Genomic DNA, 15,323 nt, shown 5'->3' on the forward strand with positions numbered 1-15,323 from the left:
TCCACACCTCCTCTTTGTTCGTGGAGAACAGAACCTACCGCCCGATTCACGTCATGAGCACAGTTCTTCGCCCCCCGTGCGGGTAAGACTCAGTGCATGACCGCCACCGTTCCGCGTCCGTCGCCGGTTCGCCCCGTGCTGACCACGCTGCGCGACCGGGTGCTCAAGGTGGCCGAGCTGGTCACCACCCCGCTGCTGCCCGCGGACTACCTGGACCTGGTCGACCCGCTGCGTTCCGGCGCCGCGCTGCGCGGCCGGATCGAGGCGGTGCACCGCGAGACCCGCGACGCCGCCAGCATCGTGATCCGCCCCGGCCGCGACTGGCTCCCGCACACCCCGGGCCAGTACGTCCGGATCGGCATCGACATCGACGGGGTGCGCCTGTGGCGCGCGTACTCGATCACCTCGGTGCTCGGCCGCGCCGACGGCCGGTTCACCGTCACCGTCAAGGCCATCCCGGACGGCAAGGTCAGCAACCACCTGGTGCACCGCGTCCAACCCGGCACCGTCGTACAGCTGGACCAGGCGACCGGTGACTTCGTGCTCCCGGAGCAGCGGCCGGCCAAGGCGCTGTTCGTGACGGCGGGCTCGGGCATCACGCCGGTCATGGGCATCCTGCGCAACCTGGGCGAGGACGCCGGGTGCGACGTGGTCCTGGTCCACTCCGCGCCCACCGTCGAGGACGTCATCTTCGGTGCCGAGCTCCGCGAGCTGGCGGCGGCCGGCCGGATCCGGCTGGTCGAGCACCACACCCAGGACGCCGGGCTGCTGGACGCCCCGGCGATCGCCGACCTGGTGCCCGACCTGGCCGAGCGGGCCACCTGGGCCTGCGGCCCGGTCGGGCTGCTCGAGGCGCTGGAAGAGCACTGGGCGGACCAGGGCATCGCCGACCGGCTCTACACCGAGCGCTTCCGGCCTCGGGTGCTGGTCACCGGCGAGGGCGGCACCGTCACCTTCGCGAAGTCCGAGCGCACGCTCGAGGTCGACGGCGCGACCCCGATCCTGGACGCCGCCGAGGAGGCCGGGCTGCTCATGCCCAGCGGCTGCCGGATGGGCATCTGCTACGGCTGCGTGCTGCCGCTCCGCGAGGGCGCCGTCCGTGACCTGCGCAACGGGGAGCTGACCACCGCCGCCCCCGGTGACGGCGTCCTGATCCAGACCTGCGTCAGCGCCGCCGCTGACGCCTGCGACATCGACCACTGAACCCGCCGCCCGAGCAGAGGAGCAGCACATGACCGTCCTGCAGAAGAAGCCCGACAACCCGATCGCCCACCTCTCCGAGGCCGACATCGAGGCCATCGGTCGCGAGCTCGACGCCATCCGGCAGACCGTGGTGGACAGCCGGGGTGAGGACGACGCCGCCTACATCCGCCGGGTCATCGACGTGCAGCGCAAGATGGAGCTGGCCAGCCGGGCCGTCCTGCTGTTCTCCAAGTTCCCGCCGGCCTGGGTGCTGGGCACCGCCGGGCTCTCGGTCGCCAAGATCCTGGAGAACATGGAGATCGGGCACAACATCCTGCACGGCCAGTGGGACTGGATGCGCGACCCGAAGATCCACTCCACGACCTGGGAGTGGGACATGGCCAGCCCGTCCGAGCAGTGGAAGCACTCGCACAACGTGCTGCACCACACCTACACGAACGTGATCGGCAAGGACAACGACCTCGGCTACGGCATCATGCGCGTCGACGAGGACCAGAAGTGGGTGCCGCTGTACCTGTTCCAGCCGGTGTGGAACTTCGTCAACGCCTGCTTCTTCGAGTACGGGATCGCCGCCTACGACCTGGAGCTGGGCAAGAACCTGGCCACCAAGGAGCGGCGCGCCGACCCGGGCTTCCGGGCCCGCGGCAAGCAGGTGCTGAAGAAGATCGGCAAGCAGATGACCAAGGACTACGTCGTCCACCCGGCTCTGTCGGGTCCGTCGTTCCTGCCCACCCTGGCGGCCAACTTCACCGCCAACGTGGTGCGCAACGTGTGGTCGCACTCGGTGATCATGTGCGGGCACTTCCCGGAGGGCGTGGAGACCTTCGAGAAGAAGTCGATCGACGGGGAGACCCGCGGTGAGTGGTACCTGCGGCAGATGCTCGGCTCGGCCAACATCTCCGGCAGCAAGGCCATGCACATCATGACCGGGAACCTGTCCCACCAGGTCGAGCACCACCTGTTCCCGGACCTGCCGAGCAACCGGTACGCCGAGATCGCCCCGCAGATCCGCGACCTCTTCGCCCGCTACGGGCTGCGCTACCACTCCGCCTCGCTGCCGCGGCAGGTCGGGTCGGCGTGGCACAAGGTCATCCGGCTCTCGCTGCCCAACGGCTGGCTGGCCCAGACCACCCCGGCCAACGCCCCGGCCCAGGTCGTCAAGCTCTACAAGATGACCACCGGTGGCCCGAAGGTGCGCCGGGCGCTGCAGGCCGCCGCCTGACCCACCGTCGCGCAGCACGACGGAGCCCGCCAGGCAGACAGCCTGGCGGGCTCCGTGCTGTCCCCGCGGCTCAGCCGGGGGCGACCTGCGGCTTGACGGCGAGCACCGGCCGGTCGGCGGTCAGCAGGATCCGCTGGGCGGTGCTGCCCATCAGCAGCTTGCCGACGGGGGAGCGGCGGCGCAGCCCGATCACGATCAGCGAGGCGTCGGCCTCCTCGGCGATGCGGAGCACCGAGTCGGCCAGGTCCCCGGTGTGCGGGGTCTGTCGCAGCGCCAGCGCGACGCCCTCGCCCTGGGCGCGGGCGGTCAGCGTCGCGACCAACTCCGGCGGCGCGACGTCGGCGCTGACCGGCGCACCGCCGCGGGGGCTGTTGAGCACCAGCAGGTCCTCGCCCCGGCGGCGGGCCTCGGCCAGGCCGGCGGCGAAGGCCGCCTCGCCCTCGGGGGTGGGGAGGAAACCGACGAGGACGGTCACACGAGCTCCTTGGTTGTGGTGGGGTCGCCCAGGCAGTCTGGCCGGCGGGTCAGCGCGTCAATGACCACCGGCAACAGTGCCACGCGGGATGACGGCCGGCAGCGCGCCGGGACATCCGCCCATGCCCGTCCGTGACTCATCCGTCCCTGATCGATACCGTCGCGGCATGGACTTCACCCTGGAGCAGCTGCGCGGGTTCGTCGCGGTCGCCGACGAGCTGCACTTCGGGCGGGCCGCTGCCCGGCTCGGGATGACCCAGCCGCCGCTCAGCCGGCAGGTCCAGAAGCTGGAGCGGGCCGTCGGGGCGCGACTGCTGGAGCGGGACAACCGCCGGGTCGAGCTCACCGCCGCCGGCCAGGTGTTCCTCGGTGAGGCCCGCCGGCTGCTGAGCCTGGCCGACGGGGCTCCGGAGCTGGCCCGTCGCGTGTCCGCCGGCTCGAGCGGGCTGCTGCGCATCGGTTTCACCGCCGCCTCCACCTACGGCCTGCTGGGCCGGCTGCTCAACGACCTGGCCCGCGAGCTCCCCGACGTGGACGTCGACCTGTCCGAGCTGGTCACCCGCGAGCAGGTTGCCGGGTTGCGCGCCGGGGAGCTGGACCTCGGCCTGGCCCGCCCGACCGCCGACCAGTCGGCCTTCGGCTCGCGGCTGCTGCACCGGGAGGCGCTGTGCGTCGCCGCGCCGCTGGGCTCGCCGTTGCTGGGGCTCGGCCGGCCGGTCGAGCCCGACGACCTGGCCGGCGAGCCGGTGGTCATGCACTCACCGACCCGGGCGCGGTACTTCTACGACCTGGTGGTGGGGGCTGTCCCGACCGCCTCGGAGAACACCGTGCACACGGTCGGCCAGGTGCTCACCATGCTCTGGCTGGTGGCCGCCGGCCGGGGCATCGCGTTCGTACCGGAGTCAGCCGCTCGGCTGCCCATCGACGGCGTCGGCCTCGTCCGGCTCCGCACGCCGGTGCCCGAGCCGGTGGAGCTGCACCTGCTGTGGTCCCGGGAGGCGACGAACCCGGCGCTGTGGACGGCGCTGGAGGCACTGAACGGGTGATGCCCTGACGGCATCGTCCGATGCTGAAGCGATCTTGGACAGGCATCGCCGGTCTCCTTAGCGTGGACGTGCACCACCGCCCCGGTGTCGACCTGGACCGGAGCGCGGACCCGCCGGACCCAAGGACGCACCCCGTGACGCTCATGCCCCCGGACGCCCTCGCCGCGACGCTGAGGGCCGGCCTCCTCTCCTTCCCGGTCACCCACTTCGACGCCGACCTGCAGTTCGACGAGCCGCGCTACCGCGAGCACCTGGCCTGGCAGTCGAGCTTCGACGTCGCCGGCCTCTTCGCCGCCGGTGGCACCGGGGAGGGCTTCTCGCTCACCCCCGCCGAGATCGACCGGGTGGTCCGGGTCGCCGTCGACGAGGTGGCCGACCGGGTGCCGGTGGTCGCCCCGGCGACCGGCGGCACCGCCGTCTCGATCGCCCAGGCCCAGGCCGCCCAGGCCGCCGGCGCCTCGGGGCTGCTGTTGTTCCCGCCCTACCTCACCGAGGCCAGCCAGGCCGGGCTCGTCGAGCACGTCAGCGCCGTCTGCCGCGCCACCGACCTCGGCGTCATCGTCTACAGCCGGGCCAACGCCGTCCTCACCGACAGCACGGTCGCCGAGCTCGCCGACCGCAACGCCAACCTGATCGGGCTGAAGGACGGCGTCGGCGACATCGAGCAGATGACCCGCACCTACGCCAAGGTCGGCGAGCGGCTCCTCTACGTGGGCGGCCTGCCCACCGCCGAGACGTTCGCGCTGCCGCTGCTGCAGCTGGGTGTCAGCACGTACTCCTCGGCGCTGTACAACTTCCTGCCGGAGTTCGCGCTGCGCTTCTACGCCGCCGTCCGGGCGCAGGACCGCACCGCCGTCTACGCGATGCTGTCGGACTTCGTGCTGCCCTACCTGGACATCCGCGACCGGTCCCGCGGGTACGCCGTCTCCATCGTCAAGGCCGGCCTGACCGCCGTCGGGCGGGACGGCGGGCGGGTACGCCCGCCGCTGACCGACCTGACCGAGGCCGAGCTCGCCGAGCTGACCACCCTGGTGCAGAAGGTCGCCTGACCGGCCCGCCCGACCACCCTCCGCGCACCCGTACCGAAGAGGAGCACCCGATGACCGACGTCGTCAGCATCGACCCGCGCACCGGACAGCCGGCCGAGGTCGTGGCCCAGGAGACGAGCCCGGCCGAGGTGGCCCGGCTCTGCGAGGCGGCGCTGGTCGCTGCGCCCGCGCTGGAGGGGCTCGGCCGCGCCGGCCGGGCCACGCTGCTGCGCGCGCTCGCCGACGCACTCGAGTCCCGGCGGGAGGACGTCGTGACCGTCGCCGACCGGGAGACCGGGCTGGGCACCGGCCGGCTGAACGGAGAGCTGACCCGCACCTGCTACCAGCTGCGGCTCTTCGCCGAGGTGCTGGAGGAGGGCAGCTACCTCGAGGCGACGATCGACCACGCCGGCGACACCCCGATGGGCCCGCGGCCGGACCTGCGCCGGATGCTGCTGCCGATCGGGCCGGTCGCCGTCTTCGGCGCGAGCAACTTCCCGCTGGCCTTCTCCGTCCCCGGCGGGGACACCGCCTCCGCCCTGGCGGCCGGGTGCCCGGCCGTGGTCAAGGCGCACGGCTCCCACCCGGCCACCTCCCAGCTGGTCTTCGACGTGCTCGTCGCCGCCGCCCGGGAGGCCGGCGCGCCGGAGGGGACCCTCGGACTGGTGCACGGCCTGCAGGCAGGTGCGGCGCTGGTCGCCCATCCGGCGATCCGCGCCGTCGGCTTCACCGGCTCCGTCACCGGTGGCCGGGCACTGCTGCAGATCATCGAGCAGCGCGCCGACCCGATCCCGTTCTTCGGCGAGCTGAGCAGCCTGAACCCGGTCGTGGTCACGCCGCAGGCCGCCGCCGAGCGCGGCGCCCAGCTGGGCGGTGAGCTGGTCGGCTCGTTCACCCTGGGCGCCGGCCAGTTCTGCACCAAGCCCGGCCTGGTGCTGGTGCCCGCCGGCCCCGAGGGTGACGGCGTCGTCGACGCGATGGCCGAGGCGGTGCGCGGCAGCACCGCTCAGGTGCTGCTCAACGAGGGCATCGCCGCGTCGTTCGCGACGCTCTCCGGTGGTCTCGCCGAGGCGCCCGGGGTCACCGCCGTCGCCCGCGGCACCGAGGGCGAGGGGGCCGGCTTCACGGCGGCGCCGCTGCTGCTGACCACCTCGGCGGCGCAGCTGCCCGAGCAGGTGACCGAGGAGGTCTTCGGCCCGGTCACCGTGGTCGCGCGGTACGACGGGGAGTCGGAGCTGTTCACCGCGCTGACCCGGATGCCGTCCTCGCTGACCGCCACGGTGCTGCGCGGTGCGGGGGAGACCGAGCTGCCCTTGGCGGTCTCCCAGCAGCTCCGCACCCGGGCCGGCCGGCTTGTCTACGACGCCTACCCGACCGGGGTCGCCGTCTCCTGGGCCCAGCACCACGGCGGGCCGTGGCCGTCGACCAACTCCCAGCACACCTCGGTCGGCACGTCGGCGATCCGACGGTTCCTGCGCCCGGTCACCTGGCAGGGTGCGCCGGCCGAGGTGCTGCCCGCTGAGCTGACCGAGGACGTCGCCGGCATCCCGCGCCGGGTGGACGGCGTCCTGCAGCTGCCGGCGTGAGCGCGCGCGTCGCCCTGGTCAGCTCCGAGCGCGGGCTGCGGGTCGACCCGGACCTGCCGATCGCGGCCCTGGCGCTGCGGTCGGCCGGGCTGGCCGTCGACCTGGTCCGCTGGGACGACGGGGCCGTGGACTGGGCCGGCTACGACCTGGCCGTCGTCCGCTCGTGCTGGGACTACGCCTGGCGGCGGGCGGAGTTCCTGGCCTGGGCCGCCGCCGTCCCGCGGCTGCGCAACCCGGCCCCGGTGCTGGCCTGGAACACCGACAAGGCGCACCTGCGTGACCTCGTCGCCGCCGGGCTGCCCGTCGTCCCGACCGTCTGGGACCCGACCGACGCCGCCGCGCTGCCGGACGCGGGGGAGTGGGTGGTGAAGCCGTCGATCTCGGCCGGCTCCCGGGACACCGCCCGGTGGACGGAACCGGCGGCGGTGCTCGGGCACGTCGCCGAGCTGACCGCCCTCGGCCGGATGGCGATGGTCCAGCCCTACCTGGCCAGCGTGGACGACGCCGGGGAGACCGCGATGCTGTTCCTCGGCGGGCGCTTCTCCCACGCCGTGCGCAAGGGCCCGCTGCTGCAGCGCGGCGAGGGGGTGCGCCAGGACCGCGACAGCCGCGGCGACCTGCGCGCGGTCGAGCCGACGCCGGACCAGTGTGCGGTCGCCCAGGCGGTGTTCGACGCGGTGCCGGCGCTCGTGCCCGGCGCCGCGCCGCCGCTGTACGCCCGGATCGACCTGGTCGCCGACGCGGCCGGCCGGCCGGTGGTGCTCGAGCTGGAGCTGACCGAGCCCAGCCTCTTCCTCCCGCAGGCCCCGGACGGCGCCGTCGCCCAGCTGGTCACCGCGGTGCAGGAGGCGCTGGGCAGCTGAGCCGGTTGGGCCGGCCGCGTCCTGGACACCGGAGCGGGGGTGACGACGCGGCTGCGGTTCGACGGCTGGATCCTCGCCGGCCGGCACCACCTCCGGCACCCGGCTGGTCCTGGGGTACTGGTCGTCCTCGCCGCTGGGGGCGTTCTCCGACGTCATGGTGCAACGGCCGGACGGGCACCGGGTGCTGCTCGCCCCGACCGCGGCGGTGGCCGGGTTCGTCGGGTCGACCTACACCTTCGACGAGGTGCAGCTGGCCGACGTCGCGGTGACCCGCCCGGACGATGCGACGTGGGCGGTGCAGGCCGGCCCGCTGGCGCTGTCGGTGCGCGTCGGCCGCCGTCCCGCGCTGGGCTGGGCGCTGCGCGCCGTGCCGGCGCCGCTGGCCCGCCACCCCGGGTGGGTGGGGCTGCTGGACCGGCCGGCCCGGTGCGGCCGCCGGTCACCTTCGGGTTCGGCTCGGTGCCGCCGAGGCCGTCGGTGGTGCGGGTGACGACGACGGTGCAGGTGCCCTGACCAGGCCCCCAGCCGTCCGGTCCCGGGGGAGCGGGACCGGACGGCGGGTGGTCAGCGGCGGCCGCCGCGCGCGGTGATCGACGCCAGGGCCGGGTCGACCTGCAGGTCCTCGTCCACCCGGATGACCACGTGCTCGTTGTCGTCGGGCACGCCGGCGGTGCGCCCGGCCGAGCCCGGGTAGTTGTTGTCGTTGCCGACGATGATGTGGTGGTCGTCGAGCACGGCGATCTGCTCGATGGTCACGAACGGGAACGTGGCGAACCCGCCGGCCGTGCCGGCCACGCCCTGCGGGTCGGGCATGGCCATCAGGTTCGCCAGCAGCCGCTTGTCGGCGTAGCCGTCCCGGTCCTTGTCGCGGGTGTCGATCAGGTAGACCGCCTTGAGCTGCGAGGCCGGGCCCTGCGCGTTGTCCCGCTCCAGGATGAGGAAGCGGTTCTGGTCCAGCGCGACCATGTCGCCGAGGGCGTCGCCCGCGACCTCGAACCGCACCTTGGCCTTCAGACCGGTGAACACGCCGCGCCGGGTGTCGAAGCCGTAGATCCGGCGGGTGGCCGGGTCGTCGCCGGCGACGGCCCCTTCGAGCATCGGGTAGAGGGTGTGGCCGTCGACGCCGAGGGCCATGCCCTCGAAGCCCTTGCTGCCGCCCAGCGTCGGGGCCGCGCCGCCCAGGTCCCACGCCTCCGGGGCGCGGACGCCGTCGGGCTGCACCGGTGCCGACAGCACCCGGCCCTGCGCGTCGACGTGCACCAGGCTGGGGCCGAACTCCTCACCGATCCAGAAGGTGCCGTCGGGCATCCGCTGGAACGACTCCGGGTCGAGGTCCGCACCGGTGAGCCGGCGGTCGCTGCGGGTCAGCGGGAACGGCAGCTTCCGGTCCGGGTCGGAGAGGCTGAACCCGCCCTCGAGGACCGTCGTCTGCTGGGTGGTGGTGTCGATGTGCACGCGGATGACGCGCAGCAGGAAGTCGCCGCTGTTGGCCTTGGTGCCGTAGCCGTTGTCCTCCAGGACCAGCCAGTCGTCGCCGTCCTCCAGCAGCCCGGAGAAGCCCTGGATCGGCTGGGCGGCGAACGGCGGGGTGACGCCGTTGGCCGGGTTGGCCAGCGCACCGGAGGGGACCTGCTCACCGAAGGTGGCCGACGGCAGGACCGAGCGGCCGACCAGCTCGGCCTGCTGGGTGCCGTTGCCCTGGGGCACGGTGGGGGCAGGGCCGGCGAGAGCCGGTACGGCGACGGCGGCGAGCAGGCCGGCGGCGGTGACGGTCACGGCGGCACGGCGGGATGGACGGCGCACGGGTGGCTCTCCCTGGGTCGGGCGGCGGAGCGGGGCCCGCTGACCGTGCCGTGGCGAGACGGACGGCACCCGGCGTCCCTGTGGCCGTTCTGTGAGGGCCGCGTGAACGGCTCAGCTGCCGACGACCACGGCCCACTCCCGCACGGTCCAGCCGGTCACCAGGCCCTGCACCACGTACGGGTCGGCGGCGACGAAGCGCTCCACCACCTCCCGCGGCGCGGTCCAGACCAGCAGTGCCCGGTCGTAGGGGTCGGGCAGTGCCCCGGCGAGCAGCACCTCACCGCGCTCGTGGGCGGCGCGGACCAGGCCGAGGTGGTCCTCGCGCAGCGCCGCGCGGCGCTCCAGGTAGTCGTCGGCCAGGGCGTACTCGAGCACCAGGTACATGCCGGCACCCTCACACACCGGTGCGGCCGGCGGCGGTTGCCGGCGCCACAGGCGGGGCACCACGGGCGGACGAGCCGCCCGGAGGAGGCAGCATGCGCGCGATGACGTACCGAGGCCCGTACAAGCTGCGGGTCGAGGAGAAGGACCGGCCCCGGGTCGAGCACCCCAACGACGCGATCGTCCGGGTGACGCTGGCCGCGATCTGCGGCTCTGACCTGCACCTCTACCACGGGCTGATGCCGGACACCCGGATCGGGCACACCTTCGGCCACGAGTTCATCGGGGTCGTCGACGAGGTGGGCCCGTCGGTCCAGCACCTGCAGGTCGGCGACCGGGTGATGGTGCCGTTCAACATCTTCTGCGGCTCCTGCTGGTTCTGCGCCCGCGGCCTGTACTCGAACTGCCACAACGTCAACCCCAACGCCACGGCGGTCGGCGGCATCTACGGCTACTCGCACACCACCGGCGGCTACGACGGCGGGCAGGCCGAGTACGTGCGGGTGCCCTTCGCCGACGTCGGGCCGGTGAGGATCCCCGACTGGATGCACGACGAGGACGCCGTGCTGCTCACCGACGCCGCCGCGACCGGCTACTTCGGCGCGCAGCTGGGCGAGATCACCGAGGGCGACACGGTCGTCGTCCTGGGCGCCGGCCCGGTCGGGCTGATCGCCGCGCAGTCCTCCTGGCTGATGGGCGCCGGGCGGGTGATCGTCGTCGACCACCTCGCCGAGCGGTTGGCGAAGGCCCGGGAGATGGCGTACGCGGAGACCCTCGACTACGACGAGCACGACGACGTGGTGGTGGAGCTGAAGAAGCAGACCGACTTCCTGGGCGCCGACGTCGTCATCGAGGCGGTCGGTGCGGAGGCCGACGGGAACTTCGCCCAGCAGCTCACCGGGCCGAAGCTGAAGCTGCAGGGCGGGTCGCCGACCGCGCTGAACTGGGCGATCGACGCCGCGCGCAAGGGCGGCACGGTCTCGGTGGTGGGCGCCTACGGCCCGGTGCCCAACGCGGTGAAGTTCGGCGACGCGATGAACAAGGGCCTCACCCTGCGGATGAACCAGACGCCGGTGAAGCGGCAGTGGCCGCGGATGTTCGAGCACGTCCGCAACGGTCACCTGACCCCGCGGCAGATGGTCACCCACCGGTTCCCGCTGGAGGACATCGCCGAGGCCTACCACGTCTTCTCCGCCAAGCTCGACGGCTGCATCAAGCCGCTCGTCGTGCCGGGCGCGAACTGAGGGAGGGACCACATGACCGAGCCCGACGTCCCCAGCGCCTACGTCCGCGACAAGCGCACCGCACCGCCGAGCCGGGAGGAGCTGCGGGCCCGGATCCCCGGGTGGGGAGCCGATCTCGACCCCGCCGACCGGCCGTCCCACCCGAAGTTGCAGTACCCGGCCGACACGGGTGCGCACTGGCACTTCCCCGACCGGCAGCCCGGGTCCGCGGGGCGGGAACGCTCGATCGAGCACGCCTTCGTCACCCCGGTGTTCGGCACCGCGCAGCCGCTGCACGGCCTGTCCGGGGCGATCCGGCGGCTGGCCTACGACCGGTTCGGCGAGGGGCGGCTGGCGCACTGGCTGCTGCTCATCGCCGGTGACCGGGTCGACGCCTGGGAGAGCCACCTGCGCTCCCTGGTCGCCGGCCACCCGGACCAGCCGGTCACCGAGACGGGGGTGCGCACCGAGCGGACGCACGGTGGCCTGCGCTCGCGGACCGGCCGCTCGGACCGGCGTCACCACGTGCTCGACCCGGTGCTGGTGGCCGGTCCCTGGGTCGCCGGCGCCGGGGCCGGCGCGTTCGCCGTGCGCCGGCTCGCGCGGCTGCTGCGCCGCTGATCAGCGGGCCGGCCGGGCCCTTCAGCGATCGGTTGCGACAGTGCAACCACCCTGTGAGGGTGGGGTCCGGAGCTGCCTGGGCCGCCCCTCGGGGTGGAGCACGGGCAGGACGCGCTGAGCAGTGGCGCGCGGACGTCGTCCGAGCCCGACCGTGGCGTCGGCACCCCACCCGGGGGCCGGTTGCCGCCGATCGGCCAGGACCGGACGACGAGCACCGCAGAGAGCTGACTCGATCGGGAGACGTGGCATGCAGATCGACCGCATCGCAGAACCGTGGGGCACCCGGACGCCGTACGGACCGGGGGAGGACTGGCCCACCCGGGTCGACACCCACCTGACCGACGGGGTGGCCGCCGAGGACGTGGACCGCTGGGTCCAGTCGGCGACGATCCTGCACTCCAACGGCGACGGCCTGGACATCGCGGTCAAGGACGGCGAGATCGTCGGCGTCCGGGGCCGCGCCGAGGACCGGGTCAACCACGGCCGGCTCGGGCCCAAGGACCTCTTCGGCTGGCAGGCGAACAAGTCGCCGGACCGGTTGACGAAGCCGCTGATCCGGCGCAACGGGAAGTTGGTGGAGACCGACTGGGACACCGCGATGAACGCGGTCGCCGGCCGGGCGAAGGAGCTGCTGGCCGAGCAGGGCCCCAGCGCGATCAGCTTCTACACCACCGGGCAGCTGTTCCTGGAGGAGTACTACACCCTCGGGCTGATCGCCCACGGCGGCATCGGCACCAACCACGTCGACGGCAACACCCGGCTGTGCACGGCGACCGCGGCCGCGGCGCTCAAGGAGTCCTTCGGCTGCGACGGGCAGCCCGGTTCCTACACCGACATCGACCACGCCGACGTGGTCGCCCTCTTCGGGCACAACATGGCCGAGACGCAGACCGTGCTGTGGACCAGGGTCCTGGACCGCCTGGCCGGCCCGAACCCGCCGCAGGTGATCTGCGTCGATCCCCGGGAGACCCCGGTCGCCCGGGCGGCGACGGTGCACCTGGCCCCGCGCCCGGGCACCAACGTGATGCTGATGAACGCCCTGCTGCACGAGGTGATCGCCAACGGCTGGGTCGACGAGGAGTACGTGCAGGCGCACGCCGTCGGGTTCGCCGAGCTGCAGAAGCGGGTGGCCGACTACCCGCCGGAGCTCGCCGCGCAGATCTGTGACGTCCCGGTCGAGCAGATCCGGGAGGCGGCCCGCATCGTCGGCACCGCCGAGCGGCTGATGTCCAGCGTCCTGCAGGGCTTCTACCAGTCGCACCAGGCCACCGCGGCCGCCGTCCAGGTCAACAACCTGCACATCATCCGCGGCATGCTCGGCAAGCCCGGCTGCGGGCTGCTGCAGATGAACGGCCAGCCCACCGCGCAGAACACCCGCGAGTGCGGCGCCGACGGCGACCTGCCGGCCTTCCGGAACTGGTCCAACGAGGAGCACGTGAAGGACCTCGCGAAGGTCTGGAACCTCGACCCGATGCAGATCCCGCACTACTCGCCGCCCACCCACGCGATGGAGATGTTCCGGTACGCCGAGGAGGGCTCCATCCGGTTCATGTGGGTTCAGGCCACCAACCCGGCGGTCTCCCTCCCCGAGCTGAGCCGGATCCGAGAGGTCCTCGCCCAGGAGCGCCTCTTCCTCGTGGTGCAGGACATCTTCCTGTCCGAGACGGCGCAGCTCGCCGACGTCGTGCTGCCGGCGGCCACCTGGGGGGAGAAGACCGGCACGTTCACCAACGTCGACCGCACCGTCCACATCTCGGACAAGGCGGTCGAGCCCCCGGGTGAGGCCCGACCCGACCTGGACATCTTCATCGACTTCGCCCACCGGATGGGGCTGGAGGACAAGGACGGGGCCCCGCTGGTCAAGTGGTCGACTCCCGAGGAGGCCTTCGAGGGCTGGAAGGAGTGCACCCGCGGGCGGCCCTGCGACTACACCGGCCTGAGCTACGAGAAGCTGCGCGGGGGCAGCGGCATCCAGTGGCCGTGCAACGACGAGCACCCGGACGGCACCGAGCACATCTACGTCGACGGTGAGTTCTGGTCCGACCCGGAGTACTGCGAGAGCTACGGCCGGGACCTGGTCACGGGGGCACCGGTGTCGCCGGTCGAGTACAAGGCGTTGAACCCCTCCGGCAAGGCGGTGCTGAAGGCGGCGGAGTACCTGCCGCCGCACGAGATCGTGAGCCAGGACTTCCCCTTCCAGCTGATCACCGGCCGCACGCTCTACCACTTCCACACCCGGACGAAGACCGCCCGGGCGCCGCAGCTGCAGAAGGCAGCACCGGAGGTGTGGGTGGAGCTGTCGGCCAGTGACGCCGCCGACCGCGGCTTCACCGAGGGCGACCTGCTGGAGATCACCACTCCCCGGGGCCGGGTGCAGGCCCGGTTGCGGATCAGCGGGATCCGTCCTGGCGTGGCCTTCCTGCCGTTCCACTACGGGTACTGGGACGAGCCGTCGGGCCACGAACCGGACGGGAGGCGGGGCCGGGCGGCCAACGAACTGACCCTCACCGACTGGGACCCGGCGTCCAAGCAGCCGATCTTCAAGACCGCCGCCGCCCGGGTGCAGCGCCTGGAGAAGAGCACCGGGCAGCCGTCGGCCGCGCCCACCACCACCGCGTCCCGGCCGGTCGCTGGGGACGTCCCGCCGACGGTGGGCGGTCCTGCCGCCTCGGCCACCGAAGAGCTCACGACCGTTTCCGGAGGCACGCGATGAAGCTCGGACTGGCCATCGAGGAACTGCACCGTTCGGAGAACCACCTGGCGCGGGCGCTGCTGGCCGCATCGGACCGGCACAAGACCGACCACGAGGTCTTCTACGTCGCACGCGACATCGCCCGGTGGTCGCAGGACCACGTGCAGGCGCTCGCCGCGATCGGCGCCGACTACGGGGTCGAACTCGACGCGGAACCCGAGGACGACCCGAGCATGCTGGCCAGCCTGCGGCAGAAGGCGGCCGAGGCCGTGGGGCGCCGGCCCGAGCCGGGGATGCTCATGCTCGCCGACCTGCGGCACATCCACCGCGAGGCGGCCGGCGTCTCGTTGGACTGGGAGCTGCTCGCCCAGGCTGCCCAGGGAGCCAAGCAGAAGGAGCTCCTGGAGCTCGCCGAGCGCTGTCACCCGGAGACCCTTCGGCAGATGCGCTGGGCGAACGGCAAGTTGAAGGCTTCCTCGACCCAGGTGCTGGTGAGCTGATGGCGCAGGGAGGTCCAGCGGCTCGGGTCGTCCTCCGTCCCCTGGCCACGCCCCTGCCGCTGGGCTTCCTGGCGTTGGCGCTGGCCACGACGGTGTTCAGCGCCGCCCAACTCGGCTGGGTCGCACCGGACCAAGCCAGGATCGCGGCGATCACCGCCCTGGCGGCGACCGTCCCGTTGCAGTTCCTGGCCGCGGTGTTCGGGTTCCTCACCCGGGACCCGGTCGCGGCGACCGGGATGGGGATCCTCAGCGGCACCTGGGCGGTGGCCGGGGTCACCACGCTCACCCTCCCGCCAGGCGGGACCAGCCCCGGGCTCGGTGTGCTGCTGGTGGTCGCCGGCATCGCGATGACGGTGCCGGCTGCGGCGGCGATCAGCAGCAAGGTGATGCCCGCGCTGGTGATGGTCGTCGCGGGCACCCGGTTCGTCACGACGGGGGTCTACGAGATGACCGCCTCCGCGGGCTGGAAGGCGGTGGCCGGCTGGGTCGGGATCGCGCTGGCCGTGGTCGCCTTCTACACCGCGCTGGCCCTGGAGCTCGAGGGCGCGCAGGAGGACACGGTGCTGCCGGTCGGGCGGCGAGGCCCGGGCCGGGCCGCGATGGACGGCGAGGGACCGCTCGAGCCGGACTCCCTGGCGGAGGAGGCCGGCGTCCGGCCGCAGCTGTGACGCCGCTGTGCGG

Annotated in this window: 15 protein-coding genes; 12 read left to right on the top strand and 3 right to left on the bottom strand. The window is 73.2% G+C overall.

The window, feature by feature from the left end:
• The first annotated feature begins 96 nt into the window (after nt 1-96).
• Nucleotides 97-1,203 (top strand): ferredoxin reductase, encoded by a 1,107-nt coding sequence (locus O2W18_RS09925; protein WP_269187369.1) that lies wholly within the window; start codon nt 97-99, stop codon nt 1,201-1,203.
• Between the two features lie 28 nt (nt 1,204-1,231).
• Nucleotides 1,232-2,425 carry a fatty acid desaturase family protein gene (locus O2W18_RS09930; protein WP_269187370.1) on the top strand — a complete coding sequence of 398 codons (1,194 nt, stop codon included), beginning with the start codon at nt 1,232-1,234 and terminating at the stop codon, nt 2,423-2,425.
• A gap of 70 nt (nt 2,426-2,495) precedes the next feature.
• Here O2W18_RS09930 and O2W18_RS09935 read toward each other — a convergent pair whose 3' ends face one another.
• Complete coding sequence (locus O2W18_RS09935; RefSeq protein ID WP_269187371.1) at nt 2,496-2,900, bottom strand: universal stress protein; 405 nt, start codon at nt 2,898-2,900, stop codon at nt 2,496-2,498.
• 166 nt (nt 2,901-3,066) lie between these two features.
• On the opposite strand from O2W18_RS09935, the gene O2W18_RS09940 reads away from it, so the two are divergent.
• The 5 genes from O2W18_RS09940 (at nt 3,067) to O2W18_RS09960 (ending at nt 7,912) form a co-directional block, all read left to right on the top strand.
• The gene (locus O2W18_RS09940) at nt 3,067-3,945 is read left to right on the top strand and encodes a LysR substrate-binding domain-containing protein (RefSeq protein ID WP_269187372.1); all 879 of its coding nucleotides are present in this window, start codon (nt 3,067-3,069) and stop codon (nt 3,943-3,945) included.
• A gap of 143 nt (nt 3,946-4,088) precedes the next feature.
• A complete protein-coding gene (kdgD, locus tag O2W18_RS09945) occupies nt 4,089-4,994 on the top strand; it encodes a 5-dehydro-4-deoxyglucarate dehydratase (protein WP_269187712.1) in 906 nt (301 codons plus the stop codon).
• A 50-nt stretch (nt 4,995-5,044) separates the two neighbouring features.
• Nucleotides 5,045-6,559, top strand: coding sequence for an aldehyde dehydrogenase (NADP(+)) (locus O2W18_RS09950; RefSeq protein WP_269187373.1), 1,515 nt, complete (start codon nt 5,045-5,047; stop codon nt 6,557-6,559).
• Entirely contained in the window at nt 6,556-7,422 is an 867-nt protein-coding gene (locus O2W18_RS09955; RefSeq protein WP_269187374.1) for an ATP-grasp domain-containing protein, read from the top strand. Before O2W18_RS09950 ends, O2W18_RS09955 begins: the two co-directional genes overlap by 4 nt.
• Nucleotides 7,423-7,576: 154 nt before the next feature.
• Entirely contained in the window at nt 7,577-7,912 is a 336-nt protein-coding gene (locus O2W18_RS09960; RefSeq protein WP_269187375.1) for a hypothetical protein, read from the top strand.
• 74 nt (nt 7,913-7,986) lie between these two features.
• Here O2W18_RS09960 and O2W18_RS09965 read toward each other — a convergent pair whose 3' ends face one another.
• A complete protein-coding gene (locus O2W18_RS09965) occupies nt 7,987-9,198 on the bottom strand; it encodes an esterase-like activity of phytase family protein (protein WP_269187376.1) in 1,212 nt (403 codons plus the stop codon).
• Nucleotides 9,199-9,336: 138 nt separating this feature from the next.
• On the bottom strand, nt 9,337-9,609 hold the full coding sequence (locus O2W18_RS09970; RefSeq protein ID WP_269187377.1) for a YciI-like protein: 273 nt from the start codon (nt 9,607-9,609) through the stop codon (nt 9,337-9,339).
• A gap of 92 nt (nt 9,610-9,701) precedes the next feature.
• On the opposite strand from O2W18_RS09970, the gene O2W18_RS09975 reads away from it, so the two are divergent.
• The 5 genes from O2W18_RS09975 to O2W18_RS09995 all read left to right on the top strand — a co-directional run bounded on the left by O2W18_RS09975 (nt 9,702) and on the right by O2W18_RS09995 (nt 15,310).
• On the top strand, nt 9,702-10,850 hold the full coding sequence (locus tag O2W18_RS09975; protein WP_269187378.1) for a zinc-dependent alcohol dehydrogenase: 1,149 nt from the start codon (nt 9,702-9,704) through the stop codon (nt 10,848-10,850).
• A gap of 12 nt (nt 10,851-10,862) precedes the next feature.
• Entirely contained in the window at nt 10,863-11,450 is a 588-nt protein-coding gene (locus O2W18_RS09980; RefSeq protein WP_269187379.1) for a hypothetical protein, read from the top strand.
• Between the two features lie 247 nt (nt 11,451-11,697).
• Nucleotides 11,698-14,163: a molybdopterin oxidoreductase family protein gene (locus O2W18_RS09985; RefSeq protein WP_269187380.1), complete on the top strand. Its 2,466-nt coding sequence runs from the start codon at nt 11,698-11,700 to the stop codon at nt 14,161-14,163.
• The gene (locus O2W18_RS09990; RefSeq protein ID WP_269187381.1) at nt 14,160-14,642 is read left to right on the top strand and encodes a hypothetical protein; all 483 of its coding nucleotides are present in this window, start codon (nt 14,160-14,162) and stop codon (nt 14,640-14,642) included. Before O2W18_RS09985 ends, O2W18_RS09990 begins: the two co-directional genes overlap by 4 nt.
• Nucleotides 14,642-15,310 carry a GPR1/FUN34/YaaH family transporter gene (locus O2W18_RS09995; protein ID WP_269187382.1) on the top strand — a complete coding sequence of 223 codons (669 nt, stop codon included), beginning with the start codon at nt 14,642-14,644 and terminating at the stop codon, nt 15,308-15,310. The genes O2W18_RS09990 and O2W18_RS09995 overlap by 1 nt, the downstream gene beginning before the upstream one ends.
• The last annotated feature ends 13 nt before the right edge of the window (nt 15,311-15,323 follow it).

Origin of the sequence: Modestobacter sp. VKM Ac-2983 (assembly GCF_026967885.1) — a bacterium.
In the GTDB taxonomy this organism is placed as follows: Bacteria; Actinomycetota; Actinomycetes; order Mycobacteriales; family Geodermatophilaceae; genus Modestobacter.